Origin of the sequence: Micromonospora humida (genome assembly GCF_016901255.1) — a bacterium.
In the GTDB taxonomy this organism is placed as follows: domain Bacteria; phylum Actinomycetota; class Actinomycetes; order Mycobacteriales; family Micromonosporaceae; genus Micromonospora; species Micromonospora wenchangensis.
In genome coordinates, this window is record NZ_JAFEUC010000011.1 from 172,970 (window position 1) to 199,062 (window position 26,093).

At 75.3% G+C, this 26,093-nt stretch carries 22 protein-coding genes; 11 read left to right on the forward strand and 11 right to left on the reverse strand.

Translation table 11 applies throughout. From position 1 onward, the window contains the following. The first annotated feature begins 11 nt into the window (after positions 1 to 11). Positions 12 to 3,845 carry an SCO7613 C-terminal domain-containing membrane protein gene (locus JQX11_RS22090; RefSeq protein ID WP_204926866.1) on the forward strand — a complete coding sequence of 1,278 codons (3,834 nt, stop codon included), beginning with the start codon at positions 12 to 14 and terminating at the stop codon, positions 3,843 to 3,845. Positions 3,846 to 3,959: 114 nt separating this feature from the next. Continuing rightward, positions 3,960 to 5,111: an FHA domain-containing protein gene (locus JQX11_RS22095; RefSeq protein ID WP_204926867.1), complete on the forward strand. Its 1,152-nt coding sequence runs from the start codon at positions 3,960 to 3,962 to the stop codon at positions 5,109 to 5,111. A 51-nt stretch (positions 5,112 to 5,162) separates the two neighbouring features. Here JQX11_RS22095 and rocD read toward each other — a convergent pair whose 3' ends face one another. From rocD to JQX11_RS22115, 4 genes are all read right to left on the reverse strand, one after another. After that, on the reverse strand, positions 5,163 to 6,377 hold the full coding sequence (gene rocD, locus JQX11_RS22100) for an ornithine--oxo-acid transaminase (protein WP_204926869.1): 1,215 nt from the start codon (positions 6,375 to 6,377) through the stop codon (positions 5,163 to 5,165). Further along, positions 6,374 to 7,189 (reverse strand): dimethylargininase, encoded by an 816-nt coding sequence (gene ddaH / locus JQX11_RS22105; RefSeq protein ID WP_204926959.1) that lies wholly within the window; start codon positions 7,187 to 7,189, stop codon positions 6,374 to 6,376. Before ddaH ends, rocD begins: the two co-directional genes overlap by 4 nt. Before the next feature lie 353 nt (positions 7,190 to 7,542). Then, positions 7,543 to 8,391, reverse strand: coding sequence for a DMT family transporter (locus JQX11_RS22110; protein ID WP_307826303.1), 849 nt, complete (start codon positions 8,389 to 8,391; stop codon positions 7,543 to 7,545). Between the two features lie 200 nt (positions 8,392 to 8,591). Next, positions 8,592 to 8,825, reverse strand: coding sequence for a GntR family transcriptional regulator (locus tag JQX11_RS22115; RefSeq protein WP_067315389.1), 234 nt, complete (start codon positions 8,823 to 8,825; stop codon positions 8,592 to 8,594). Between the two features lie 175 nt (positions 8,826 to 9,000). Between JQX11_RS22115 and JQX11_RS22120 the strand changes: the two genes are divergently transcribed. Then, positions 9,001 to 9,531, forward strand: a complete 531-nt coding sequence (locus tag JQX11_RS22120) for a hypothetical protein (RefSeq protein WP_204926872.1) — start codon at positions 9,001 to 9,003, stop codon at positions 9,529 to 9,531. A gap of 62 nt (positions 9,532 to 9,593) precedes the next feature. After that, positions 9,594 to 10,400 (forward strand): Fpg/Nei family DNA glycosylase, encoded by an 807-nt coding sequence (locus JQX11_RS22125; protein ID WP_204926873.1) that lies wholly within the window; start codon positions 9,594 to 9,596, stop codon positions 10,398 to 10,400. A gap of 17 nt (positions 10,401 to 10,417) precedes the next feature. Here the strand turns inward: JQX11_RS22125 and JQX11_RS22130 are convergent, their stop codons facing one another. The 5 genes from JQX11_RS22130 to JQX11_RS22145 are packed head-to-tail and all read right to left on the reverse strand — an operon-like array spanning position 10,418 to position 14,824. Continuing rightward, positions 10,418 to 11,284 carry an aminoglycoside phosphotransferase family protein gene (locus JQX11_RS22130; RefSeq protein ID WP_204926875.1) on the reverse strand — a complete coding sequence of 289 codons (867 nt, stop codon included), beginning with the start codon at positions 11,282 to 11,284 and terminating at the stop codon, positions 10,418 to 10,420. Between the two features lie 60 nt (positions 11,285 to 11,344). Next, positions 11,345 to 11,776: a DUF559 domain-containing protein gene (locus JQX11_RS32665; RefSeq protein WP_232378338.1), complete on the reverse strand. Its 432-nt coding sequence runs from the start codon at positions 11,774 to 11,776 to the stop codon at positions 11,345 to 11,347. Then, complete coding sequence (locus JQX11_RS32670; RefSeq protein ID WP_232378339.1) at positions 11,773 to 12,240, reverse strand: hypothetical protein; 468 nt, start codon at positions 12,238 to 12,240, stop codon at positions 11,773 to 11,775. Before JQX11_RS32670 ends, JQX11_RS32665 begins: the two co-directional genes overlap by 4 nt. Before the next feature lie 34 nt (positions 12,241 to 12,274). Beyond that, positions 12,275 to 13,645: an FAD-dependent oxidoreductase gene (locus tag JQX11_RS22140; protein ID WP_204926876.1), complete on the reverse strand. Its 1,371-nt coding sequence runs from the start codon at positions 13,643 to 13,645 to the stop codon at positions 12,275 to 12,277. Positions 13,646 to 13,684: 39 nt separating this feature from the next. Further along, the gene (locus JQX11_RS22145; RefSeq protein ID WP_232378340.1) at positions 13,685 to 14,824 is read right to left on the reverse strand and encodes a carboxylate-amine ligase; all 1,140 of its coding nucleotides are present in this window, start codon (positions 14,822 to 14,824) and stop codon (positions 13,685 to 13,687) included. 203 nt (positions 14,825 to 15,027) lie between these two features. Between JQX11_RS22145 and lysX the strand changes: the two genes are divergently transcribed. The 7 genes from lysX to JQX11_RS22180 all read left to right on the forward strand — a co-directional run bounded on the left by lysX (position 15,028) and on the right by JQX11_RS22180 (position 24,424). Further along, entirely contained in the window at positions 15,028 to 18,390 is a 3,363-nt protein-coding gene (lysX, locus tag JQX11_RS22150; protein WP_307826304.1) for a bifunctional lysylphosphatidylglycerol synthetase/lysine--tRNA ligase LysX, read from the forward strand. After that, complete coding sequence (locus JQX11_RS22155) at positions 18,387 to 19,091, forward strand: DUF998 domain-containing protein (RefSeq protein WP_204926880.1); 705 nt, start codon at positions 18,387 to 18,389, stop codon at positions 19,089 to 19,091. The genes lysX and JQX11_RS22155 overlap by 4 nt, the downstream gene beginning before the upstream one ends. Then, entirely contained in the window at positions 19,088 to 19,957 is an 870-nt protein-coding gene (locus tag JQX11_RS22160) for an alpha/beta fold hydrolase (RefSeq protein ID WP_204926881.1), read from the forward strand. The genes JQX11_RS22155 and JQX11_RS22160 overlap by 4 nt, the downstream gene beginning before the upstream one ends. A gap of 10 nt (positions 19,958 to 19,967) precedes the next feature. After that, on the forward strand, positions 19,968 to 20,279 hold the full coding sequence (locus JQX11_RS22165) for a DUF6412 domain-containing protein (RefSeq protein WP_204926882.1): 312 nt from the start codon (positions 19,968 to 19,970) through the stop codon (positions 20,277 to 20,279). Positions 20,280 to 20,405: 126 nt separating this feature from the next. Continuing rightward, the gene (locus tag JQX11_RS22170) at positions 20,406 to 21,137 is read left to right on the forward strand and encodes a YidC/Oxa1 family membrane protein insertase (RefSeq protein WP_204926883.1); all 732 of its coding nucleotides are present in this window, start codon (positions 20,406 to 20,408) and stop codon (positions 21,135 to 21,137) included. Positions 21,138 to 21,212: 75 nt separating this feature from the next. Next, entirely contained in the window at positions 21,213 to 22,649 is a 1,437-nt protein-coding gene (locus tag JQX11_RS22175; RefSeq protein ID WP_204926884.1) for a carbohydrate-binding protein, read from the forward strand. 212 nt (positions 22,650 to 22,861) lie between these two features. Continuing rightward, a complete protein-coding gene (locus JQX11_RS22180) occupies positions 22,862 to 24,424 on the forward strand; it encodes a cellulose binding domain-containing protein (protein ID WP_204926885.1) in 1,563 nt (520 codons plus the stop codon). A 118-nt stretch (positions 24,425 to 24,542) separates the two neighbouring features. Here the strand turns inward: JQX11_RS22180 and JQX11_RS22185 are convergent, their stop codons facing one another. Together JQX11_RS22185 and JQX11_RS22190 are read right to left on the reverse strand one after the other, a co-directional pair. Continuing rightward, positions 24,543 to 25,214: a DedA family protein gene (locus JQX11_RS22185; protein ID WP_204926886.1), complete on the reverse strand. Its 672-nt coding sequence runs from the start codon at positions 25,212 to 25,214 to the stop codon at positions 24,543 to 24,545. Positions 25,215 to 25,371: 157 nt separating this feature from the next. Further along, positions 25,372 to 25,986, reverse strand: a complete 615-nt coding sequence (locus tag JQX11_RS22190) for a DUF1349 domain-containing protein (protein WP_204926888.1) — start codon at positions 25,984 to 25,986, stop codon at positions 25,372 to 25,374. Between the last annotated feature and the right edge of the window lie 107 nt (positions 25,987 to 26,093).

Below are 26,093 nucleotides of genomic sequence, written 5' to 3' on the forward strand. Positions count from 1 at the left end.
AGGATGGCCGGGTGCAGAACACCGGTTACCCCTGCCCCCGCTGCGGAGCACCCGCCGAGCTGACCCGTGGGTGCGCCGGCTGCGGGCTCGGGCCGTACCCGCCCGCCGCCGAGGTGGTCCGGTTGGACCGGGAGATCGTCGCCCTCGGCCGGGAGGTCGAGCGGGCCCGGCAGGCGTACCAGGGGCTCGGTGGCCGACTGCTCGCGGCGCAGCGCCGGCGGGCGGAGCTGGCGGCCAGCATCCGCCGGGAGATCCCCGCCCCGGTCCCGGTCGGTGCGGCGGTCCGTCCGCCCGCGCCGCCGGCCCGCCCCGCCGCGCCGGCCGGCACCCCGGTCGCCGCGCCGGCCGGACCCCCGACCGATCCGGTCGCGCCGCCGGTGCGCCCGGGAACGCCGGTACCGCCGGAGGTGCCCGCCCGTGCCGTGCCACCGACCGGGCCGGTGCCCCGGCCGGCCGCGCTGGACACTCCGGGTCGCCCGGAGACGTCCACCCGGACGATCCAGTGGCTGCTGTTCGTCCTCGGCGGCCTGCTGCTGGGCACGGCGGCGGTGGTCTTCACCGCCGTCGCCTGGGCCACCGTGGGGGTGGCCGGACGCGCGCTGATCCTGGCCGCGTTCACCGCGCTCGCCCTGGCGGTGCCGCTGGTGGCGAAGTGGCGTGGCCTGCGCGGCACCGCCGAGACGTTCGCCGCCGTCGGCCTGCTGCTGGTGGTCCTCGACGGGTACGCCGCCTGGTCGGTGAACCTGCTCGGCACCGCCGACTGGCCGGGCACCCGCTACGCCGCCGTGGTCGCCGGGGCCAGCGCGGCCGTCGCCGCCGGGTACGCCCTGCTCAGCCGGCTCACTGTGCCGTGGTTCGCGGCACTGTTCGTGGTCCAGCCGGTGCTGCCGCTCGCGGTGGCGCAGTCCCGTCCGGGAGCCACCGGCTGGACGCTGACCTTTCTCGGGGTGGCACTGCTCGATCTCGCGGTGGTGGTCGCGCTGCGCCGCCGCTCCCCGGCTCCGGCCGGGTCTGATCCCGCCGCCGCGGTGCCGGCCGCGGCGGTGCCACCCGCGGCGGCTACGGCCGTCGCGGGTCCGGGGGGAGGGGTGGTGGTGCCCGCCGGGGGGTCGGGCACCACCACCGCCCCGGCGGACGGGGGTCCGGCGGCCGGCGGGGGGCCGGTCGCCGGGCCGTCCGGTTCCGTGCTCGCCGGCCGGATGCTCGGTTGGCTCGGCTTCGGCGCCGCGCTGACCGTCGCCGCGAGTTGCGCCCTGGTGCCGCTGGCGCTGGGTCGGGCCGGCGGTCAGCCGCTGCTCGCCGGTCTGCCGTTGCTCCTCGTCGGCCTGGTGCTGGCCGGTGCGGCCCGGGTCGCCGCAGCGACGGTGTTCCGGCAGATCACCGCCGGGCTGCTGGTGCCGCTGCTGGCCGTGGCGGTGCTGCGGCCGGTGGCGGAACTGCGGGCCGGGTTCCTGCTGCTCGCCGTCGGCCTGGTGGCCGCCGCCCTGGCCGGTGCCGTCCGGCTGCTGCCGCAGCGGCACCGCACCGGCCCCCGGGTCGGCGCACTGCTGGTCGCGGGCGGTGCCGCCCAGGTCGTCGTGCTCGCCACCGGGGCGGTGGCGGTGCTCGCGGTGGACCGGTCGCTGCCCGCCTGGCAGGGTGCCGCCGCCGGGCCCGATCTCGCCTGGGGCTGGCAGCTGCCGCTCGTCGTCCTACTCACCGCCGGTGCCGGTCTCCTGCTGGTGCCGAGGGCGGCCCGCCCGGTGACCGTACTGCTGGCGGTGGTGCTCACGGCGGCGGCGCTGCCGGCGGTGACGGTCACCCCGTGGCCGGCCACCCTCGCGGTCGACCTGGTCGTCGGCGCGGCGCTGCTGCCGGTCGCGGTGCTGCGTGGCCGGCGCGCCCCGACCGTGCTGGTCGGCGCGGCGGGGGCCGCGGTGCTGCTCGGGCACGGCCTGCTGGTGGCCTCGGCCGCCCCGGTCGGGATGCTGGTGGCGCTCGGGGTGGTGCTGGTTGTCGGACTGTCGGTGGCGCTGCCCGGCCGGCCGGCGAGTGCCGTCGCGGGCCGGGTCGCCGGGGTCGCGCTGGCGGTCGCGCTGCTCACCGTGCCGGCCGGCGCGTCGGTCGCGTCGCGGGCCGTCGGGGCGCCGCCCTGGTGGCAGTTGCGGGCCGGGTTCGTCGCCGCCGTGCTGCTGCTGGTCCCGCTGCTCGCGCTGCGTCGCCGCCGCCCCGACCTCGACGGGTACGCCGGCACCGCGCTCGCCCTGGCGCTCGCCGCCGTGGTCGTGCCGACCGTCGTACCCGGTGGGGAGCCGTTCGCGCTCTATGCGGCGCTGGCGGTCGTCGCGCTGGTACCGGCCGACCGGCGGACCGCACCGGTGACCCCGGGCCGGGTGGTCGGCGCGGTGCTGGCCGGCCTGGCGCTGGTCGCCGCCGCGCCGGTGACCCTGGCCGCGCTCGTCGCCCCCTACGGCGCGCCGGTGCGGCCCTGGTCGGGGGTGCCGACCGGGGACGGGCCGCCCGGTGCCCTCGTGGTCGGGGCGGCGCTGCTGGTCCTGGCCGGCACGGCCGCGCTGGTCGTCCACCGGCACACCGGTGACCGGTCCGGGGCGGCCGTCGCCGCGCTGCCGTTCGGGGCGGCGGCGCTGCCCGTGCTCCTGCTCGGCGCGGACGCCCCCTGGCCGGTGGTGCCGGCGGCGGTGCTGCTCGTCGGGATCGCCGCCCTGCTCACCGCCACGCTCACCGGCCCGGCCCGGCCCGCCGCCCCGGGCGCGGCCGTTCCCCCCGGGACCGCGCCGGTTGCTACCGGGACCGCCTCGGGCGTTCCCGGCATCGCGCAGGGCGTTCCCGGAGCCGTTGCGCCGGCCCCGGCCCCCGGCCGTGGCCGGGCGCTGCTGGTGCCGGTGACCACCCCGATCGGTCTGCTGTGGACGGCCGCCGGCCTGGTCGGGCTGCTCGCCACCCGGGCCGGCACGCTGGCCGGGCTCGCCCTGCTGGTGGTCGCGGCGGCGGTGGTCGGCGCGATCGGCCGGCGGGCCGAGGTACGGCTGCTCGGCTTCCTGACCGCCGTCGCGGCGGCCACCGGGTTCGCGCTCACCGCGCCGCTGGCCGCCGACCTGCCGCTGCGCACCGCCGGTTTCCCGGTGCTCGGGGTGGCGGTGGCGGTGCTCCTCGGCGCACCCGCGCTGGCCCGGCGCGGCTCGTTCACCGTACGGGCGCTGGAGGTTGCCGCGCAGGCGGTGGCCGTGCTCGCCCTGCTGCTCACCGTCGGCGCGATCCGGTACGCGGCGGTGATCTGTGTGCTCTGGGGAGCCGCCGCGGCACTGCGGGTGCTGTACCCGGGCCAGTCGGCCGGCCGGCGGTGGGCCTTCGGGGCGGTGGCCGGCGGCAGCGAGCTGCTCGGCGCGTGGCTGCTGCTGATCAGCGGCGAGGTGGTGCTGCTGGAGGCGTACACCCTGCCGGCGGCCGGGTTGACCCTGGTGGCCGGGCTGCTCGCGCTGCGCGCCCGACCCGGGTTGACCAGTTGGCTCGCCCTCGGCCCCGCACTGGCCGCCGGGCTGCTGCCCAGCCTGGTGTCGGTGCTGGTGGCCGCCGACCCGCAGCCGTGGCGGCGGCTGCTGCTGGGCGGTGCCGCCCTTGCCGTGGTGCTGGTCGGGGCGGTGCGGCGCTGGCAGGCGCCGGTGGTGCTCGGCGGGGGTGCCCTCGTCCTGCTCGCGGTGCACGAACTGGTCCGGGGGTGGGACCTGCTGCCGCGCTGGATCTACCTGGCCGTCGGCGGGTTGGCGTTGATCACCCTCGCCGCCACCTACGAGCGGCGTCGGCGTGACGTGGCCCGGTTGCGCGCGGCGGTGGGCCGGATGGGTTGACCCGGGCACCGGTAGGGTCGTGCCAGGGCAGCGCCTGTTCACCCCGGCGGGCAGGTGCCGACCGGGCCCGGCGGTGGCGGCCCGGCCGATCGACGACATCCTCCGGAGCGCGCGATGAGATTCGAGATCAGCAAGGTGCTGGACGCCATCGAGGGACGGGTCTGCACCGATCCGTCCCTGGCCCGAGCGGTACTCGACCTGGCCGAGGTGATCCGCTACCAGGATCTCGACGGCGGTCGCCCGGCGAGCCTGCTGCGGCTCGGCATGGTGATCGACGCGCTCTCCCGCGAGCTGGCCGAGGACAGCGTCCCGGTCTACGCGATCGTGCACCGGGCGCTGCTCTCCGACGCGGACCTCACCTCCAACGAGCGGATGGTGGTCCGCCGCTGGGCCGACGACGGCCTGGTCGAGGTGCTCGACAACCCGGGTGACCGGATGCTGGAGGTGGCCGACCTGCTCGGCCTGCCGGTGGTCAGCCGGGTCCGGTTCGACGGCCTGCGCGGCCGGTTCCCGTGGCTGGTGGAGCAGCCGGGGCGGGTCGTCGCCCCGGTGCCCGGCGCGGGCGGCCCGGCCTTCGTCGCGCACGTCGGGGGCGGGCACACCCCGGTCGAGGGTGACCGGTCCCCGGTCGGCGGGCAGTTGCTGGCCCGCACGTGGCGCTGCCCGGAGCCGGGCTGCGCGCTGTTCGGCGGCGGCGGGGGCGGCGGGGCGTTCGCCGACCTGGCCCGGGTGGACCGGGCCCCGGCGGGTCAGCCGCCGCCCGCCCTGCGCAACGGCGTGCCGACCTGCCCCCGGCACGGTGCCCGGCTCTCCGACGCCGGGCCGCGCCCACGCAGCGAGGTGCTGGCGATCCGGATCGGTGGCCTGATCCGCCGCCGGTTCGTGCTCACCGAGGACGAGCCGGTGACTGTCGGTCGGGCCCCCGAGGAGACCGGGGGCGTGATGCTCGGGCAGTGGCTCAACGACGAGGCGCGGCGCTGGATCAGCCGGGCGCACGTCCGCTTCGAGCTGCGCGTCGGCGAGGTCGTCGTCACCGACGTCAGCACCAACGGCTCCGGCATCCGGCCCAACGGTTCGATGGCCGAGGCCGACCGCGTCCCGCTGACCCCGAAGCAGTCCCGGGTGCTGGGCGGCGCGGACATGGTGGAGCTGTACCCCGGGGTGCAGGTCGGCCGGGCCCGGGAGTTGCCCACCGGTGCGGCGTTCACCCCGACGTCGGTGATGGCCGAGGCGCCCACCATGGCGATGCGGCTGCCACGCAACTGACCCGGCGGCGGGGCGGGCGTCGGGACCGGACGCCCGCCCCGCCGCGGGAGGTCAGCCGGCCAGTACGGCGGCGAGCTGCGCCACCGCGTGGTCGATCTCGTCGGAGGTGATGACCAGCGGCGGGGCCAACCGGATGGTCGAGCCGTGGGTGTCCTTGGCCAGCACGCCCCGGTCCATCAGCCGCTCGCACGCCTGCCGGCCGGTCATCAGCGCCGGGTCGATGTCCACCCCGGCCCACAGCCCGCGCACCCGCACCGCCACCAGCCCGCTGCCGAGCAGCCCCTCCAGCCCGGCGCGCAGCCGCTCGCCCAGCTCGGCGGAGCGGCGCTGGAACTCCCCGGTGGCCAGCAGCCGGACCACCTCGGTGGCGACCGCACAGGCCAGCGGGTTGCCACCGAACGTGGAGCCGTGCTGGCCCGGCCGGAGCACGCCGAGCACGTCGGCGTCCGCGGCGACGGCGGAGACCGGCACGATGCCGCCGCCGAGCGCCTTGCCCAGCAGGTACATGTCCGGTACGACGCCCTCGTGGTCACAGGCGAAGGTGCGTCCGGTCCGGCCCAGCCCGGACTGGATCTCGTCGGCGATGAACAGCACGTTGCGGTCGGTGCAGGCCCGGCGTACGCCCGGCAGGTAACCCTCCGGCGGCAGCACCACGCCCTGCTCGCCCTGGATCGGCTCCAGCAGCACGGCGACGGTGTTCTCGTCGATCGCCGCCTCCAGCGCCGCCAGGTCGCCGTAGGGCACCACGGTGAACCCGGGGGTGTACGGCCCGAAGTCGGCGCGGGCGTCGGCGTCGGTGGAGAAGCTGACGATGGTGGTGGTCCGGCCGTGGAAGTTGCCGTCGGCGACGATGATGTTCGCCTGCCCCGGGGCGACCCTCTTGACCTGGTAGCCCCACTTGCGGGCCACCTTGATGCCGGTCTCGACCGCCTCCGCGCCGGTGTTCATCGGCAGCACCAGGTCCTTGCCGCAGAGCGCGGCCAACTCCCGGCAGAAGTCGGCGAACTGGTCGTGGATGAACGCCCGGCTGGTCAGGGTGAGCCGGTCGAGCTGTTCGTGGGCGGCCTGGATCAGGGCCGGGTGCCGGTGGCCGAAGTTCAGCGCCGAGTAGCCGGCCAGGCAGTCCAGGTAGCGCCGACCGTCCACGTCGGTGAGCCAGGCGCCCTCGGCGGAGGAGATCACCACCGGCAGCGGGTGGTAGTTGTGCGCGGTGTACCGTTCCGCGTCCCGGACGGCGGACGGGGTCCGCAGCATGTCCTCGATCACTGGCTCGCCTTTCCCTGACGGAGTCGCAACGTGCAGCACTTCGGTCCGCCGCCGGCCTTGCGCAGCTCGGACAGGTCGACACCGATGGTCTGGTAGCCCCGGTCGCGCAGCTTGGCGGCCAGCCCGGTGGCCTGCGCGGGCAGCACCACGTGCCGGCCGTCGCCGACCGCGTTGAGGCCCAGCACCTCCGCGTCGGCCATGCTGGCCCGGACCGCGTCCGGGTAGAGCCGGCGCAGCACCGCCCGGCTGCCGGGGGAGAACGCCTCCGGCAGGTACGCCACGGTCCGCTCGTCGAGCACGGTCAGCGCGGTGTCCAGGTGGTAGAAGCGCGGGTCGACCAGGTGCAGGGTGACCACGGGGTAGCCGAAGACCTCCTGCAACTGGGCGTGCGAGGGGTGCGCGGTGCGGAACCCGGTGCCGGCGAGCAGGTGGTCGCCGACCAGCAGCACGTCCCCCTCGCCCTCGTTGACGTGCTTCGGGTCGTACACCTCGAAGCCGGCGGCCTCGAACCAGGCCCGGTAGGCGGGGGCCTCGTCGGCGCGCTGCGGGTCGCGGAACTGCACGGCCATCGCCCGGTCGCCGATGACCGTGCCACCGTTGGCGGCGAAGACCATGTCCGGCAGGCCGGGGACCGGGTCGATCAGCTCGACGGTGTGGCCTAGGTCGAGGTAGGTGCGGCGGAGCTGCTCCCACTGCCGGATCGCCAGCGCGGCGTCGACCGGCGCGGTCGGGTCCATCCACGGGTTGATGGCGTAGTCGACGGCGAAGTACGTCGGCCGGCACATCAGGAAGCGCTGGCTGGTGGCGTCCATCGTCATTGTCCTGCTCCCGGGGTCGGGCGCGCCCGGCCTCCGTGGCCCACGGGCTGGCGCCGTGGCTCAACGGTATGCGGCCCGGCCGTACGACAACCACCGCCGAACCGTGCGTCCGGCGGTGGTTCGTTGCGTGTGACCCGACCGCGACGGCGATCCGTTGCGTGAGGGCGTACCGCGAAGGGGCCGCCACCCCGGCGGGAGTGACGGCCCCTGTGCGCATCGGTGGCGGCGAACCGCTGCCCCCGAACGAGTGGGTGCCCGGCTGGTGAACCACCAGACTGGTCGGGCGGTGCCGGCGAGCCGGCTGGTCCAACGTCGCCGGCGAACCGCCGGCGAGATCAAATGTGCCCTCAGAACCGGTCCACAAACTGTGAGTCAAGCCACTCCCGGAACCGGGCCACCCAGTCGCCGTCGGTGGTCGGCCAGTCGAACTGGCCGGTGAAGGCGAGCACGCCCAGCACCACCGCGGCCAGGCCGACCAGGATGCCGACCAGCGCGTCCGTGGTGCCGGCCACGTGCCGACGGCGGGTCGCGATCAGGCCCAGCACCGAGCAGACCGCGCCGAGCGCGCCGAGGGCGATGCCGTACCCGGCCAGGGTGCCGGTGAGCACGAACGCCGCGCCCACCACCGAGACGATCAGACCGAGGGTGGCGAGCAGGCTGGTCCTCGGCTTCGGCCCGGCCACCACCGGCGGCTGCGGGTCGGCCCCGTCGGTGTCCACCCGGTCCCGGTCGGCGGGGCGGGCGTCGACGGGCGGGGGCGGCGCGACGGACGTCCGGTCCCGGTCGACCGGCCGGTCGGCGTCCACCGGGCGCGGTGCGGTGCGGACCGGACCGGTGTCGGCGACCCGGATCGGGTCGGTCGGCGTGCGCGGCTCGTCGTCGACCGGAGCGGGCCGGGCGGCGGCAGCGGCGCTGCGGGTGCCGTCGACGGCGCTGCGGGCGGTCGCCGCCCGCGCCAGCGCGGCGCGCTCCGCCGCCCGCTGCTCCGCGTCGCCGTCGGTGGCAGCTCGCCCCTCGGCGGTGCGCCGCGCCACGTCGGCATCGCGCTGGCCGTCGGCGGTCGGCGACCCGCTGCGGTACGTCGTCCGGTCGCCGTCCCGGTCCGTCACCACCGGCTGGCCGTCACGCGCGTCGACCACCCCGTCGCCGTTGCTGTCCTGCGCCGTACGACGCCGCAGGAGCGAAGGAACGTTCACCACCACACCTCCTTGTCGATGCGTGCAGCCTCGGAAGGGTCGGTGGCCGTCACGCGGGAACGACCGGTATGTACCCCGTGCGTCGATCGACCACACTCCGACCGTCGGGGGTGCTCGGCCGTGGCGGTGTGAGCCCGGTGGCCGGCGACCTCGACCGGCCCACCCGGACCCGTCACGTCGGGCAGGTTCGCCCGTGCGGGCTAAGTCCTGTCGGCGACGAACGTTCCTCGGGCGTGAACGGTGACGACCAAGCCGCGTTCGCGCAGCTCACGCATTGCCATCCGGACGGTTCCCCGGGCGACGCCGTACGTCTGCTGCAGGTGCAGTTCGCTGGGCAACGGCTGGCCGGGGCGCAGCTTGCCCTCTTCGATCTCCCTGGCGAGCACGTCCGCCAACTGCCGGTAGAGCGGCACGTTGTTCAGCGGGCTCGTCATGGGCGGAGCGTAAACACGCACAGGATCTATACGTGTTCGGGGATGTCCAGCCTCTAGACGTCTAGAAACTAGACGTACATAGACTGTACATTTGTCGTGCCCCGCACGAAGGCGGCCCCCGACCAGCGATTGCGCCGCTGGCCGGGGGCCTTGATCGCCGAGCTAGGAGGCGACCATGAGCACCCTACCTACCCTGCCCACCTGCGGAGACCCTGCGACGGTCCGGATTGAGCTGTACACGCCCGGCTCCTTGGACGCCTGTGCGTACACCTGCGCGGCGCACACCGTCCGCGCGAGCGCAGCGGTCGCCCGAGCCGGTCTGGCGGCCCACGTGACGGGTATGGCACCGGACATGAAACGGTCCTGCGGTGACGTGTTCGTCTACCCGACCGGTGGCCTTGGCGGCGCTCCGGCCGACCTGACGCACCCGCGCTGGTGCAACCGGGACGACTGCGAACGTCGGGGTCGGCACCGTTCCCGCATCCTCCGCTCGGACACCAACCGACCAGAAGCATTCATCGTCGGCGTGGCCTTGGTGCAGGCCCTTCACCCGGCTGCTGAGCCGACGGTGCGCTTGACGAGCGTGGAGGGTGGCGCGGCAACGAGCCTGGTCCTGTCGGTCGGGCAGTCACGGGTCCTGCGGTACCGGCTGGCCAATCTGCTCGATATGGCCAGGGCGGGACGCAACGGGGGGCGCTGGGCGTAGTCCACCCGGTAGGGGGCCGCCCGGCCCCGGTGTTTCGCGACGCCTGACTACCCTTGGCACCCGTGCCAGAGGGACACACCATCCACCGCCTCGCGACCCGCCACGCCGAGCTGTTCGCTGGCGACAAGGTCACCGTCAGCAGCCCACAGGGCCGCTTCACCGAGGGTGCCGCGCTGATCTCCGGCACCGTCCTGCACGGCACCGAGGCGTACGGCAAGCACCTGCTGCACCACTACGCCGACGAGCGCACCCTGCACGTCCACCTGGGCCTGTACGGCAGGTTCACCGACGGGGACGGCGAGCCGCCCGTACCGGTGGGGCAGGTCCGGCTGCGGCTGGCCAGCGACCGGCACTGGCTGGAGCTGCGCGGACCCACCGCCTGCGAACTGCTCACCCCGCCCGAGGTGGCGGCGTTGCGCGACCGGCTCGGCCCGGACCCGCTGCGCGCCGACGCCGACCCCGACCGCGCGTACGCCCGGATCGGGCGCAGCCCCACCCCGCTGGCCGCGCTGCTGCTCGACCAGTCGGTGGTGGCCGGCACCGGGCTGATCTTCGTGACCGAGGTGCTGTTCCGGGCCGGCCTGCGGCCGACGCTGCCCGGCCGGCAGCTCACTCCGGCGGGCTGGACGGCGCTCTGGGCCGACCTGGTGGCGCTGATGACCCTGGCGGTGGTGCGCGGCCGGATCGACACCGTCCGCGACGCCCACCTGCCCGAGGCGATGGGCCGGCCCGCCCGGGTCGACCGGCACGGCGGCGAGGTGTACGTCTACCGCCGTGCCGGCGCGCCCTGCCACGTCTGCGGCAGCCCGGTCAGCCGGGGCGAGCTGGCCGGCCGCAACCTCTACTGGTGCCCCACCTGCCAACGCTGACCCCGTCCGGCGGGCGGCTACGGGCCGTCGACGAGCCAGCGGGCCACCTCGACCTGGTTGGTGAAGACCGTGTCGCCGTCCAGGCTCCACGCCAGGCAGTGCGCGATCGTCCAGCCGACCACCCGGTCCCGGTCGAGGCCGAGCGCAGCGGTGACACGGTCCAGCCGACGCCGTACCGCCTCGGGGGAGTGCCCCAGCTCGACCCCGCGCACGATCGGCACCACCGCGAACTCCCGCTCGCCCAGCAGCGGCTTCGGGTCGATCACCAGCCACGGCTCCCGGGTGGCCCGCAGCACGTTGCCGGCGTGCAGGTCCTGGTTGACCAGCACCTGCTCGCCCTGGGTGTCGACCAGCCGGTCGAGCTGGTCGAGCGCCGCGTCGACCAGCCGCCGCCCGTACGGCCGGCCGGCCCGGTCCCACGCCTCGGGCAGCCGGTGCCGCCAGCCCGTCGCCTCCTCGGCGAGCGGGATGAACGGCCCGGCCGGTCGCCGCCACAGCCGGGGCAGCAGGCCGGCCACCACGTCCACCGCCTCGTCGGCGGGCAACTCGTGCAGCGGTGAGCCGGGCCGGCACCGCTCCACCAGCAGCGCCCGCCGCTGCGGGTCGTGGGCGATCAGCCGGACCGCCGCCTCGCCGTCCCAGTGCGCCAACGCGTCGGCCTCGTGCCGGCTGTCCGGGGCCGGGTACTGCAACTTCAACACCGCCGGGGTGCCGTCGGGCAGGTCGGCGGACATCGCCAGCGAGGCGAACGCGTACGGGAAGGGTGGCCCGAGCCGCAGCGACCACTGCTGCGCGCACTCGTCCCGCCACCGGGCCAGCGTGGCCAGCCACTCCCGCCCCTCCGGCGTCTGCCGCACCCACGACAACCCCGCCGGAATCTCCACCCACCCATTGTGCGGATCGGGGAGAGTTGTTGCTGCCCCGGCGACAACAACTCTCCACAATCAAGCGACGTCGGGACGCCAGCCGGCGGCGGTCAGCGCCGCGCGCAGTTGGGCCGCCACCTCGTCGGGGCGGTGGCGGACGTCGAAGGCGGTGAACCGCAGGATCCGATCCCCGGAGATCCACACCCCGTTCTGCCGGCGCAGGTCCGCCGCCCAGTGCCGGACGTCCATGTGGTGTGCCCCGTCGACCTCGACGTGCAGCCCCCACTGCCGCCAGTAGGCGTCCAGGTAACGCGTACGCCCGGCCGCGTCGCGCCGGCGTTCCTGCAACTCCGGCCGGGGCAGGCGATGGCGACGACAGAGCCGGACCAGATCGATCTCGGACAGCGCCTCCGCCCCGCCGGCCAGGTCGCCGATGGTGTGCCGGATCAGGGCCGCCCGACGCAATCGGGGCAACCGGCGGGCCACCGCGTCGAGTTCTCCAGGGGTCACCCGCCGCTGCTGGCAGCGGCCGCCAGCACCGCCTGCGCGTCGTCGTCGCTGCGCATCCACTGCGCCGCGTCGATCAGCGAGCGGGCCATCGGGGTGCGGTCCGGCCGCCCCCGTTGCCGGTCCTCGTCGCCCAGGTGCCGGGTCCGTCGTACCCGCACCGCAGGCATCCCGAGAGGCAGCCGGCGCAGCAGGTCGGGAGCCTGCCGTTGGTACGGGATGAGCACGTCCACCGCCTCGTGCCGCCAGCGCCCGCGCAGGCCGCCAGCCTGGGCCGCCGCGAGACCGGCCAGGACGGCGTCGGCACCGGCGGCCAGCACCGCCACCCAGCGCGACTGGTCGACGGTCACCGGGCCGCCGCCGGCCCGCAGGATGCCCCGGCACACCCGCTCCCACCGGCCGGTGGCCAGCAGGTGCCGTACCCGGGCGGGGGTGAGTTCGGTGGTGGCCTGCGCCCAGCTCAGCACCCCGGCCTGGGCGAAGAGCCGCCGGGACGGGGCTTCAGCGGTCGAGGGCGTCGACGGCCTTGCGGGCGGCGATCAGCACCGGGTCCCAGACCGGCGCGTACGGCGGGGCGTAACCGAGGTCGAGGGCGGTCATCTCGTCCACCGTCATCTCGTTCCACAGCGCCACGGCCAGCGCGTCGATCCGCTTCGCCGCCTCGGAACGGCCGACGATCTGCGCGCCGAGCAGCCGACCGGTGGGCCGTTCGGCGATCAGCTTGACCGTCATCGCCTGGGCCCCCGGGTAGTAGCCAGCCCGGTTCGTCGACTCGGCGATCACGGAGACGAACTCGAACCCGGCCGCCGTGGCGTCCCGCTCCCGCAGCCCGGTACGCCCCACCTCCAGGTCGCACACCTTCGTCACGGCGGTGCCGATCACCCCGGGGAAGGTGGCGTACCCGCCGCCGATGTTGATCCCGGCGACCCGGCCCTGCTTGTTGGCGTGGGTGCCGAGCGGGATGTGCACCGACATGCCGGTGACCCGGTGCAGGGTCTCCACGCAGTCGCCGGCCGCCCAGACGCCGGGCACCCCGGGCACCCGCATCCGGCGGTCGACGCGGACCCCGCCCGTCTGGCCGAGCGGGAGGCCGGCGGCGGCGGCGAGCGCGGTGTTGGGGCGTACGCCCAGGCCGAGGACCACGACGTCGGCCGGCACCGGGCCGGCGGAGGTGACCACCGCGGACACCCGGCCGTCGCGCTGCTCGACCCCGCTGACCGTGACACCGGTACGGATCTCGACGCCCAGCCCGCGCATCGCCTCGGCGACCAGGCCGGCCATGTCCTCGTCGACGGTGGCCATCGGCTGCTCGCCCCGCTCGACCAGGGTGACGGCGAGCCCGCGCTGGATCAGCGCCTCGGCCATCTCCACCCCGATGTAGCCGCCGCCGACCACCACCGCCCGGGTCGGCGTCGGGTCGGCGTCCAGCCAGGCCCGCAGCGCCGCCGCGTCGTCCAGGGTCTGGATGCCGAAGATGCCGTCGACGTCCTCGTCGGCCCAGTCGGGCTGGTTGGGCACCGAACCGGTGGCGTACACCAGGGTGTCGAAGCGTTCGCGGACCTCGCCGCCGTCGTCGAGCCGGCGGGCGGTGACCTCGCGGCGGTCGAGGTCGATGCCGGTGACCTCGGTACGCAGCCGTACGTCGATGGCGAAGTCGTCCCGGAAGGTGGCCGGGTCGCGGGCGATCAACGCGTCCCGGTCCTGCACCAGCCCGCTGATCCAGTACGGGATGCCGCACGCCGAGTACGACGTGAAGTGCCCCCGCTCGAACGCCACGATCTCCAGGTCGTCGACGCCCCGGCGGCGACGGGCCTGGGACGCCGCCGCCATCCCGGCGGCGTCCCCACCGACCACGATCAGCCGCTCCGTCACGACGCCCAGTCTTCCACGCGCCGACCGCCCCCGGACCGGTCAGCCACGGGTCTGCCGGGCGACCTCGGCGACCACGTCCTCCAGCCGGCCCGAGCGGGCGAACACGGCCCGCTGCCGGGCCGCCCCGGTGCCGTGCCGGCGCAGCGTGGCCAGCAGCTCGGTCACCTCGGCCAGGTCGTCGTGCGCCGTAAGCGCCGGGCGGACCCGCTCGACCAGCCGGTCGACCAGTTCCCAGGCCGGGCGCAGCTCGCCGTTGGTCAGGTCGACGCCGTCGCCCTCCAACCCGTCGTGGGCGGCCCGCCAGTGCGCGGCCACCAGCAGGTGGTGGTCGGTGTTCACCGGCGGACGGCCCGCCGCCACGTCGTCCATGGCGGTGGCGACCAGCGCCCGCACCAGCCCCGCCACCAGCACCGCGTCGTCCACCGACGGGCAGACGTCACCGATGCGGACCTCCACCGTCGGGTACTTCGCCGACAGCCGGGCGTACCAGTAGAGCATCCCCTCGTCGAGCATCACCCCGCTGGCGATCAACTGCCTGATCAGCCGCTCGTAGTGCTCGTACGACTCCAGGTAGGGGGTGGGCGCGACCGACGGCCAGCGTTCCCACTCGACGGAACGCCAGCTCGCGTACCCGGTGTCGACCCCCTCGGAGAAGGGCGAGTTGGTGGTCATCGCGTGCAGCACCGGCAGCCACGGCCGGATGTGGTTGAGCACCTGCACCCCGGTGTCCGGGTCGGGCACGCCCACGTGCACGTGCATGCCGTTGTTGCCGGGGCCGGGCACCAGCAGCCGGAACCGGTCGATCATCCGGTCGAAGCGGGGCTTGTCCACCACCGGCGGCACCGGTCCCGCCACCGGGCCGGTGCCGATCGCCAGCACCCGGACGCCGGCCCGCTCGGCGGCGTCGGCCAGCGCGCCGCGCAGCACGCCCAGCGAGTGCCGGATCGAGCCCAGGTCCAACCCCGGCGGGCTGCCGATCTCGATCTGGCTGGTCTGGAACTCCCGCTCCACCTGCCCGCGCAGCTCCGCCGGCACCTGCGCCATGACCAGGTCGACGGCGGGCACCGCGGCACCGGTGTGCGGATCGACCAGGAGGAACTCCTCCTCCACGCCCACCGTGAGCCGGTCGGGCCCGGTCCGCTCCGGGGCCATCGCCCCGGCCGCCATCCCACTGGTCATCGCCATCACCGTCCGTCCCGTCCCGCCGCGGCGGGTCCGCCGCGGTGCTGCCCGCCCATTACCCGCGGTGTCCGGCGGAGAAAACGCGACACGGCGCGTCGTCGCGCCGGATGCTTACCATGACCCGGTCCCGCCGACCGGTGCCGTGCCGCACCCCCGCCCCGACCTGGAGCGGGCCGGGGCCCGAACGTGAGGGAGGTCAGGTGACCCCGACGACGGTGCCCCGATCGGCGCCCCCGGCCCCGGCGCGGCGGCCCGGCCACCCGCCCCGGCCGGCCGGGCGGGACTGGCGGCGGCAGGTGCCCCGGACGTTCGCGGCGCTGCTGTGGTTCATCGCCGCGATCTGCGCGCTGGCGGCGGTCAGCAGCGCGGCCAACGCCGAGTTCCAGCCGATCCGGACCACCATCGACACGCTGCTGGTGCCGGCCCCGGCCAACCTGGCGTACGCGGTGTTCCTCGGCACCCTCGCCGCGGCGGTGCTGCGCCACAAGCGGCTGGCGTACTGGGTGCTTGTCGTCTACTTCATCCTCAGCCTGGTCGTCGGCGTGCTGACCGGCCTGTTGCTGGTGACCGTCGGCGCGGACCAGCTCACCGACGACGCCGGCCGGCGGCTGTTCACCCTCGTCGAGACCGTCGGCGTCTGGGTGGGCATCGGCTTCGCCGTCGCCGCGCTCGCCCTGCTGCGAGCCGCCCGGCGGGAGTTCTACGCCCGGGTCCGCAGCGGCAGCACCCGGCGTGCCCTCGGGGTGTTCTTCGGCCTCGCCGCGGCGGCCGTCGGGCTGGGCTACCTGCTGCTCACCGCCGTGCCCGGCAGCCTGCACAGCTGGCTGGACCGCATCGGGTACGCCATCGAGAAGGTCTTCGGCGGCGCGATCACCCTGGACGTCACCCGGCAGGGCCAGGCCCCCGGCTGGGTCAACCTGCTGCTCGGCGGGATGGGCGCGGTCGCCTTCCTGGCCGGCCTGTTCACCCTGCTGCGCTCCCAGCGCGCCGCCGCCGTGCTGCACCCCGACGAGGAGCAGCGGATCCGGGAACTGCTGGCCCGCTACGGCGACCGGGACTCGCTCGGCTACTTCGCCACCCGGCGGGACAAGGCGGCGATCTTCTCGGCCAGCGGGAAGGCGGCGCTGACCTACCGGGTGGTCAACGGGGTGAGCCTGGCCAGCGGCGACCCGGTCGGCGACCCGGAGGCGTGGGGCCCGGCGATCACCGCCTGGCTGGACCAGGCCCGGGAGTACGCGTGGACCCCGGCGGTGATGGGGGCCAGCGAGGCCGGTGCGCGGGCCTACCACCGGCACGGGCTGAAGGTGCTGCAACTGGGTGACGAGGCGATCCTGCTGGCCCGGGAGTTCGACCTGGGCGGACGGGACATGCGCCCGGTCCGGCAGGCGGTGCACCGGGTCGAGCGGGCCGGCTACACCGCCGCCGTACGCCGGCACGCCGACATCCCGCCGGCCGAGTTGGCCGACCTCGCCGCCCTGGCCACCCGCTGGCGGGACACCGAGCACGAGCGTGGCTTCTCGATGGCGCTGGGCCGCCTCGGCGACCCGGCCGACGGCGACTGCGTGCTGGTCGAGGCCCGCGACGGCGACGGCCGGGTACGGGCGCTGCTGTCGTTGAGCCCGTGGGGCGGCAGCGGGCTGTCGCTGGACCTGATGCGTCGGGACCGCACCGCCGAGAACGGGGTCACCGAGTTCATGGTGGCCGCGCTGCTCGGTGCCGCCCTCCGGCTGGGCGTCGAGCGGGTGTCGCTGAACTTCGCCGTGTTCCGGTCGGTGTTCGAGCAGGGCGCCCGGATCGGCGCCGGCCCGGTGATCCGGCTGTGGCGGCGTACGTTGCTGTTCTTCTCCCGCTGGTGGCAGTTGGAGTCGCTGTACCTGTCCAACGCCAAGTACCAGCCGCACTGGACGCCCCGGTACCTGTGCTTCGGCGAGCGGCGGGAGTTGGCCCGGGTCGGGTTGGCCGCCGCCGTCGCGGAGGGCTTCGTCGCGTTGCCCGGCGGCCGTCCGTCCCCGCTGTACGGTGCGCCGCCGGCCGGTGGCGCGGTGGGGTTCGTGCCGCCGGACGCGGCCACCGTGCACGCGGTCAGCCCGGAACCGGCGCATGGTCAGCTTCCCGAGCAGGTGCGGGTCCGGTGGGCGAAGCTGGACCGGCTGCGGGCGCAGGGCGTCGATCCGTACCCGGTGGGGTGGCCGCGTACCGACGGGTGTGCGGCGGTGCGGGCGCGGCACGCCGGGCTGGCCCCGGACACCGGCACCGGCGAGACCGTCTCGGTGGCCGGGCGGGTGCTGCTGGTCCGCGACCACGGCCGGGTCTGCTTCGTCACCATCCGCGACGGCGGCGGCGACCTGCAACTGGTGCTGGAGAAGGAGCTGGACCGGTGGCGGGCCACCGTCGACATCGGCGACCACGTCGGCGCTACCGGCGAGGTGTACGCCACCCGGCGCGGCGAGGTGTCGGTCCGGGTGGCCGACTGGCGGCTCACCGCCAAGTGCCTGCGTCCGCTGCCGGACAAGCACCACGGCCTGGCCGACCCGGAGGCGCGGGTGCGCCGCCGCTACCTGGACCTGGCGACCAGCCCACAGGCCCGGGACCTGCTGCGGGCCCGCAGCGCCACCCTCACCAGTCTGCGGCGGACCCTGGTGGACCGGGACTTCCTGGAGGTGGAGACGCCGATCCTGCAACGGGTGCACGGGGGTGCCAACGCCCGCCCGTTCGTCACCCACAGCAACGCCTACGACCTGCGGTTGACCCTGCGGATCGCCCCCGAGCTGTATCTCAAGCGGCTCGCCGTGGGCGGCGTCGAGCGGGTGTACGAGCTGGGCCGGGTGTTCCGCAACGAGGGCGTCGACTTCAGCCACAACCCGGAGTTCACCGTGCTGGAGGCGTACCAGGCGTACGCCGACTACCACGACATGCGGGAGCTGGCCCGGGAGTTGATCGTCGCGGCGGCGGTGGCGGTGCACGGGGCACCACTGGCCCGCCGACCGGGCACCGGTGAGCTGGTGGACATCGGCGGTCCGTGGCCGGTGCGCACGGTGCACGAGGCGGTCTCCGCCGCGCTGGGCGAGGAGGTGACCGTCGACACCGACGCCGCCGCCCTGCGCCGCCTCGCCGATGCGGCCCGGGTGCCGTACGACCCGGGCTGGCAGCGCGCCGAGCTGCTGCTGGAGCTGTACGAGCGGCTGGTCGAGGCGCGTACCGACGTGCCCACGTTCTACCTGGACTTCCCGACCGACGTCTCGCCGTTGACCCGGCAGCACCGGTCCGATCCCCGGTTGGCCGAGCGGTGGGACCTGGTGGCGTTCGGGATGGAGCTGGGCACCGCGTACTCGGAGCTGGTCGACCCGACCGAGCAGCGGCGACGGCTGACCGCCCAGTCGCTGAAGGCGGCCGGCGGCGACCCGGAGGCGATGGAGCTGGACGAGGACTTCCTCACCGCGCTGGAGTACGCGATGCCGCCGACCGGCGGTCTGGGGCTGGGGGTGGACCGGTTGGTGATGTTGCTGACCGGCCGGTCCATCCGGGAGACCCTGCCGTTCCCGATGGTCCGCGAGTCGTCGTGAACCGCCCGCACCGTGACCCGGATCCGGCGGCCCGCCGTGGGGGTGACGGGCACCGGGCCGCCCGGACCGGGGCGGCGGTGGCGCTGGCGCTGGCGGCGGTCTGTTACGCCTCCTGGCTGCTCGCCCCGGTGCTCAACCCGGGGCTGCGGCCGGTGGAGAGCTACCTGAGTGAGCTGGCCGCCCGGGACCAGCCGTACCACCTGGTCTTCCAGCTCGGCGACGTGACGACCGGGCTGTGCGCGACGGTGGCCGGGCTGCTGCTGGCCCGGCTGGCCCGGGAGGTGCCCCGACCGGCCTGGTGGGGGCTGCTGGTGTTCGGCGTGGCCACCGCCGTCGACGGCGGGTTCACCTCGATGGACTGCGCCCCCTCGATCGATGACCGCTGCGCCCGGCTGGAGGAGCTGGGCGAGCTGTCCTGGCGGCACCAGGCGCACACGGTCACCTCGTCGCTGGCGGTGGCCGGCGCGCTGCTCAGCGCGGTGGCGGTCCTCGCCGTGCTGCGCGGCCCGGCCCGCCGCCGGGCGGGGCTTTCGGTGGCGGTGGTGCTGGCGCTCGGCACTGTCGGCACGCTGGTCGCCACCCTGCACCCCGAGTGGGGGCTGGGCCTGTGGCAGCGGGTCCAGCTCACCGGGCTGTCCGGTTGGCTGCTGCTCACCGCCGCCGTCGCCCGGTGGGGCCCCGGCCCGGAGCGCCCCCGGTGACCGGCCCGACCACCCCCGACCGGCCTGCCCCCGACCGGCCTGCCGCCGACGACCCGGCGGCTACCGGTCGCGCCGCCGGACCGGGGGTGTTGCTCTGCCCGGGGATGGGGGAGGGGGCGGCGACCTGGGACCGGCTGGTGCCGCCGCTGACCGCCGCCGGGTATCTGGTGCGCCGGCTGGACCGGCCGGACGACAGCCGGGTGCCCACCCTCACCGCCGAACTGGCCCGCGTCGACACGGCGCTGACCGGGCTGGACCGACCGGTGCTGGTGGCGCACTCGGCGGCGGCGCTGCCCGCCGAGGCGTACGCCCGGCGGCATCCGGGGCGGCTCGCCGGGCTGGTGCTGGTGGACCCGAGCCTGGTGGACCCGGCCGGGGCGGCCCGGTGGCGGTGGTGGTCGGCGTGGACGGCCGGCACGGTGGCGGCCGGGGCGCCGGTGCTGGCCGGGGCGCTCGACCGGTCCGGTCTGACCCGCCGGTACGGCCCGGGGGCGTGGCGTCGGGCGGTGCGCCGGATGAGCGTCCGCCCGCCCGACCCGGCCGCTGCGGCGGCGTACGGCTGCGGATCGGTGCTGGTCGGGGCGCTGGTGCAGTGGCTGGCGCATCCGGCGGTGGCGGCGGAGCTGGTGGCGTTGCGGGCGGTGACGGCGGCACCGACGCTGCCGGTGCGGGTGCTGACCGCGCTCGGCGACGTGCCCACCCCGGCCGGTCGGGCGGCGTGGCGGGCGGGCCATGCGGCGCTGGCGGCGAGTTTCCCCGCCGGCCGGCAGGAGGTGTTCCGGGACGCCCGGCACCTGCTGCACGCGGACCGGCCGGAGACGGTGGTCGAGGCCGTCGCGGCCCTCCGCCGTGACAGCGGGTCCTAGGCTGGCGGACATGTCGGGGCTGCGGGTGGTGACGGGTCTGTGGGCGTACGCGCTCGTCGGGCTGACCCTGCTCGCGGACCGGCCGGGTGACCTGCTGGCCGGTGCGGCGGTGGCGGCCGCGCTGCTGCTCGTCGTCCTGCTGGCGGCCCGTCCCCGGGCGGCGTCCGGCCCCGGCGGCGGGCACCGGCGGGCGGTCGGGTTGCGCGAGCGGGCCCGGCGTCGACGCGTACCCCGGCAGGTCGATCCGGACGCGGCGGGCCGACCCCGCCCCCGGGCACCCGGCGGTCCCCTCCCGGTCGGCTGGTCCCCGGTCGCGGGCTGATCCCGCGCGCCGTCGACCCCGACCGGTTCCGCCGTCATCCGTCCCACGGTGGACCGCCGACCGCCCTGACGGGCGGCCGGTGAGCGTCCCGTGCGGACCTCCGGAATCGGACCGAGGGGTTCCCCCATGCTCGCCTTCTCACCTGTGCACGACGCGGCTGCCGCCGCGGGTTCCGTCGTCGGCTGGCTCGCCGGGCTGCTGACGCCGCTGGCCGGCGGGGTCGCCACCGCCGCCGCGATCGTGTTGTTCACCATCGCCGTCAGGCTGTTGATCTCACCGCTCACCGTCGCCCAGGTCCGTGCGGAGCGGCGTCGCGCGGCGCTCGCCCCGCAGTTGCGCCAGCTCCAGCAGCGGTACGCGGACGATCCCGCGACGTTGCAGTCGGAGATGTTCGCGCTCTACCGCCGGGCCGGGGCGTCGCCGGTGGCGGGCTGCCTGCCGGCGTTGCTCCAGGCCCCGTTCTTCCTGGTCATGTACCGCCTGTTCGGCACCGGGGACGGTGCCGGCGGGCTGCTCGACGCGCGGCTGGCCGGGGTGCCGCTGGGCTGGCACCTGGGCGACGGGCTGACCCCGCCGGTGCTGCTGGTCTTCGGGGTGCTGCTGGCGGCCCTGGCCGGCCTGGCCACGGTGCTGTCCCGGCGGGCGGCGGCGTCGGCCGCCGTCCCGGCCGACCAGCCGGGGGCGGCGCTGCTGGCCCGGGTGCTGCCGCTGCTGCCGTACGGCACGGTGCTGCTGGCGTTGGTGGTGCCGCTGGCGGCGGTGCTCTACCTGGTCACCACCACCGCCTGGACGGTGGCCGAGCACGTGCTGCTGCGGCGACCGCGACCGGTGCCGGTCGGAGCCATCGACGAGCGTTGACAAGTGGTGGGGCGGGAGCGTAGAAAACCGCTCAGAGAGCGCTCTCTTGTTCCCGTCCCCCAGAGAGGCATCCCGATGAACGCTGTCCCGGCGGCTCCGGTCGCCCCCACCGCCCCGCGCCGGTCCCGCCGCCGGCTCGCCCTGGCGGTCATACTCGCCGCCGCCACCGCGCTGACCGGCGTCTCGGTCGCCGCGCAGGCCGCCGTTCCGACGCCGCCGTCGGGGTGGAGCCTGATGTGGAGCGACGACTTCACCGGGGCGGCCGGCACCCTGCCGTCCTCGGCCAACTGGATCGTGGACACCGGCACCAGCTACCCGGGCGGCCCGGCCAACTGGGGCACCGGCGAGATCCAGACGTACACCGGCAGCACCGCCAACCTGGCCCACGACGGGTCCGGCAATCTGCGGATCACCCCGCTGCGCGATTCCGGTGGCCGGTGGACCTCGGCCCGGATCGAGACCGTGCGCACCGACTTCAAGCCCCCGTCGGGCGGGGTGCTGGCGATCGAGGGACGGATCCAGATGCCCAACGTCACCGGCGCGCAGGCGGCCGGCTACTGGCCGGCGTTCTGGGCGCTCGGCGCGCCCTACCGGGGTAACTACCAGAACTGGCCGGGCATCGGCGAGATCGACGTGATGGAGAACGTCAACGGGCTCAACCAGGTCTGGGGCGCGCTGCACTGCGGGGTGGCCCCCGGCGGCCCGTGCAACGAGTTCAGCGGGCTGGGGGCGACCCGGGTCTGCCCCGGCAGCGCCTGTCAGGCCGCCTTCCACACCTACCGCACCGAGTGGGACACCTCGGTCAGCCCGCAGCAGCTGCGCTGGTACGTCGACGGGCAGTTGTTCCACACCGTCACCCAGACCCAGGTCGGGGCCAGCTACTGGGCGCAGATGACCGGCCACGGCGGTTACTTCCTGCTGCTCAACGTGGCGATGGGCGGCTCCTTCCCGGACGGGGTGGCCGGTGCCGTCACGCCGACCGGCTCGACCGTCTCCGGCCGGCCGATGCTGGTCGACTACGTGGCGGTCTACCGCCGGGGCGGTGGCTCCACCCCGACGCCGACCCCCACCACGCCGGCCCCGACCACGCCGCCGCCGTCGGGCACCGTGGACGCCTACTCGACGATCCAGGCCGAGGCGTTCTCCGGGCAGAACGGGGTGGCCGTCGAGACCTGCGCCGAGGGCGGGCAGAACATCGCCGCCCTGCGCAACGGCGACTGGGCCCGCTACGACAACGTGGACTTCGGCGGCAGCGGCCCCCGCGACTTCCTGGCCCGGGTGGCCTCCGGCGCGGCGGGCGGGGTGAGCGGTCTGGTCGAGGTGCGGGTGGACAGCCCGACCGCCACCCCGATCGGCAGCTTCGCCGTGGCCAACACCGGCGGCTGGCAGAGCTGGCGGTCGGTGCCGGGCAACGTGTCGGCGGTGACCGGCCGGCACAGCGTCTACCTCACCTTCAGCAGCGGTCAGCCGTCCGACTTCGTCAACGTCAACTGGTTCACCTTCCGCCGCTGACCGGGCCGCGAGGGGGTCCGCGCCACACCGGCGCGGACCCCCTCGTCGGTAGGCTCTGGACATTAACAGTTAAGATTCTTAATAATAGGCGCGGACGTGGACGACCGTGGATGTCGTCCCGGCGGTCCCACCCCCGGACCGTGTCCACCGGCCCGCTCACCGGGCCGGTCGCACCCCTGACGCCCCCCGCCCCGGTCCACTGGAGGCCACCCGTGAGACTCCGCACCCCCCGCGCGGCCACCCTCGCCGTCGCACTCGCCGCCGCCCTGGTCACCGGCACGCTCGTGGCCCCGCCGGCCGCGTCCGCCGCCACCGCCGCCTTCGTCCGCACCGCCAGCTGGGGCAGCGGGTACGAGGCCAAGTTCACCGTCACCAACGACACCTCGACCGCGATCAGCTCGTGGACCGTCGCGTTCGACCTGCCCTCGGGCAGCACCGTCGGCTCGTTCTGGGACGCCCGGCTGAGCAGCTCCGGCCAGCGGGTCACCGCCCTCAACCAGAGCTGGAACGGCAGCCTCGCCCCCGGCGCCAGCACCACCTTCGGCTTCGTCGTCGCCGGCACCGGCGACCCGACGAACTGCACGGTCAACGGCGGGGCCTGCACCGGCGGCGGCCCCGGCAACCCGACCGGCCCGGCCACCCCGGGCGGGCTGCGGGTCACCGGCACCACCGCCTCGTCGGCCACGCTGGCCTGGAACGCCGTCTCCGGCACGGTCACCGGCTACCGGATCTACGAGGGCGGCACGGTGAAGGCCACCGTCACCGGCACCTCGACCACCGTCTCCGGGCTGGCCGCCTGCTCCACCCACAGCTGGACCGTCACGGCGTACAACTCCGCAGGGGAGTCGGCGAAGTCGGCAGCGGTGTCGGCCACCACCACCGGTTGCACCGGCGGCAACGGCACGATGGCCGCCGCCCCCTACCTCTACCCCGGCTGGGGTGACCCGCCCGCGCCGGCGACGGTGATGGGGGCGACCGGGGTGAAGTGGTTCACCATCGCGTTCGTGCTCTCCGGCGGTGGCTGCACCCCGGCCTGGGACGGCTCCGGGCCGCTCACCGGGGGCGCGCACGCCAACACCATCGCCGCGATCCGGGCGGCCGGCGGCGACGTCATCCCGTCGTTCGGCGGCTGGAGCGGCAACAAGCTCGGCCCGAACTGCGCGTCGGCCAGCGCCCTCGCCGGGGCGTACCAGCAGGTGATCAACGCGTACGGGTTGAAGGCGATCGACATCGACATCGAGAACAGCGACGAGTTCGAGAACGAGGTGGTGCAGGACCGCATCCTCGGCGCCCTGAAGATCGTCAAGCAGAACAACCCGGGGATCAAAACGATCGTCACCTTCGGCACCTCGACCACCGGGCCGTCGTACTACGGCACCCGGCTGATCAACCAGGCCGCCGCGCTCGGCGCGAACATCGACACCTTCACCATCATGCCGTTCGACTTCGGCGGCGGGGCGAACATGTACCAGAACACCGTCAACGCCGCCGAGGGGCTGAAGACCACGCTGAAGTCGGCGTTCGGCTGGTCCGACGCCACGGCGTACGCGCACATGGGCATCAGCGGCATGAACGGTCTGTCCGACCAGCGGGAGCTGACCTCGCCGGCCACCTGGACGCAGATCCGGGACTGGGCCAAGGCGCGGGGGCTGTCCCGGTTCACCTTCTGGTCGGTCAACCGGGACCGCGCCTGCCCGGACGGGGGAGTGGTCGCCAACTGCTCCGGCATCGCCCAGAACCTCTGGGAGTTCACCTCGATCACCGCGAGGTTCTGAACACCACCGCCCGGTGGGGCCGGCCGGTCCGACGGTCCGGCTCCACCGGGCGGTCCACCGGCCTTCGCGGCCCCTCGGGAGTCGTGACCGGGGCCGGCCGGGCGGTGCGGCGGCCCGGTCAGCGGTCAGCGGTCACCGACCGGCGGTCGTCCCGGTCACGCCGGGAGCGGATCTTCTTGCCCGCCCAGCTCACGAGCATGACGGCGAAGACCGCGAAGATGGCGTAGTTGAACCAGTCGCTGTACTTCTCCACGTCCTGCCAGCGCGAGCCCAGCGTGTAGCCGAGGCCGACGACCAGCGCGTTCCACACCCCGCTGCCCAGCGTGGTGAGCAGCACGAACTCGCCCATCGGCATCCGGTTCGCGCCGGCCGGGACGGAGACCAGGCTGCGTACCACCGGCACCAGCCGGCCGATCAGCACCGCCCACCGGCCGTGCCGCTCGAACCAGCGGTCGGCCTTCTCCAGGTCGTCCCGGTCGACCAGCGGGATGCGGTCCAGCCAGTGCTTGAGCCGTTCCTCGCCGATCGCCGCGCCGAGCCAGTAGAGCACCAGCGCGCCGACCAGCGAACCGACAGTCGCGGCGACGATGATCAGCACCAGGCTGAACCGGCCCTCGGCGGCGAGGTAGCCGGCCATCGCCAGCACGATCTCGCTCGGGATCGGCGGGATGATGCTCTCCAACGCCACCAGGAAGGCGACGCCGACCGCGCCGAGGGAGTCGATGACGCCCGCCACCCATCCGGTCAGCCCGGTGAACTGGTTCGGGTCGACGTTCTCGGCGAGAGCCATGGGCGTCCTTCCAGCGGGCCGGCGGGATCGGACAGTGGTACCCAGCCGGCCACCACTTACACCCTGCCGTGAGTGAGCCCACCCCGTCCGGGCCCGGCCATGCGCTGCGACCTGCGCCGTCGTGCCGACCGGGCGGCCCCGCCGGCTGAGCCGGGGATCAGTCCGAGGGGTGCAGTCCCCGGTCCGCCGGCCCCTGCCGCCAGCCGGTGAACCGGACGGTCAGCCCGCCCCGGGTGGGCGCACAGCAGAACGGCCCGGCCAGCGCCACCGCGTCCGGGGCGAGCGGGGCGAGCCGGACCAGCCGCCACGGCTCGTCGGCGACCCGTGCCCGGACCGTCAGCGCGTCGCCGTCGCGGCTGGCCCGTACGGTCACCTCCCGGCCCTGCCAGTCCGGCACCGGGGCCACCGACCAGTCGGAGAACTCCCGGGTCACCACCGCGCCGACCTGTGGCAGGCCGTCGCTGACCTCCACCCCGGCCTTGATCCAGTTCCGCTCGTCCACCCGGACCAGCACCCCGGCCTGGTCGAACTGCTCCGTGTAGTCGAGCAGGAAGTCCACCTCGACCGCGCCGCTGGCCGGCAGCGGGGCGAGCAGCGCCGGCCCGTCGTCGTGGACGAAGCCGTAGCTGGTGTGCCGCCACAGGTCGCTGTTGGCGGCCGGCTCCACCAGCAGCGCGCCGTCACCGGCCCGGTCCACCCGTACCGGTGGGTGCAGCCACCGGCCCTCGTCCCAGTCGAGCGTGCGGGAACCGTCCGTCGGATGCGCAGCCATGCCCGGACCGTACCCCGCACCGGCCCGCCCCGGGTCGGTGCGGCGGTCGCCGACGGACAGTGGAGCGGGCTTCGCGTTTGCGGCGTCGGCGCACCGGAGACATTAGG

Coding starts and splice junctions, on each gene's coding strand:
- JQX11_RS22095 (WP_204926867.1), top strand. CDS start 3,960: ATGAGATTCGAGATCAGCAAGGTGCTGGACGCCATCGAGGGACGGGTC.
- ddaH (WP_204926959.1), bottom strand. CDS start 7,189: ATGGACGCCACCAGCCAGCGCTTCCTGATGTGCCGGCCGACGTACTTC.
- JQX11_RS22115 (WP_067315389.1), bottom strand. CDS start 8,825: ATGACGAGCCCGCTGAACAACGTGCCGCTCTACCGGCAGTTGGCGGAC.
- JQX11_RS22120 (WP_204926872.1), top strand. CDS start 9,001: ATGAGCACCCTACCTACCCTGCCCACCTGCGGAGACCCTGCGACGGTC.
- JQX11_RS22145 (WP_232378340.1), bottom strand. CDS start 14,824: ATGACCAGTGGGATGGCGGCCGGGGCGATGGCCCCGGAGCGGACCGGG.
- JQX11_RS22165 (WP_204926882.1), top strand. CDS start 19,968: ATGTCGGGGCTGCGGGTGGTGACGGGTCTGTGGGCGTACGCGCTCGTC.
- JQX11_RS22170 (WP_204926883.1), top strand. CDS start 20,406: ATGCTCGCCTTCTCACCTGTGCACGACGCGGCTGCCGCCGCGGGTTCC.
- JQX11_RS22175 (WP_204926884.1), top strand. CDS start 21,213: ATGAACGCTGTCCCGGCGGCTCCGGTCGCCCCCACCGCCCCGCGCCGG.
- JQX11_RS22185 (WP_204926886.1), bottom strand. CDS start 25,214: ATGGCTCTCGCCGAGAACGTCGACCCGAACCAGTTCACCGGGCTGACC.
- JQX11_RS22190 (WP_204926888.1), bottom strand. CDS start 25,986: ATGGCTGCGCATCCGACGGACGGTTCCCGCACGCTCGACTGGGACGAG.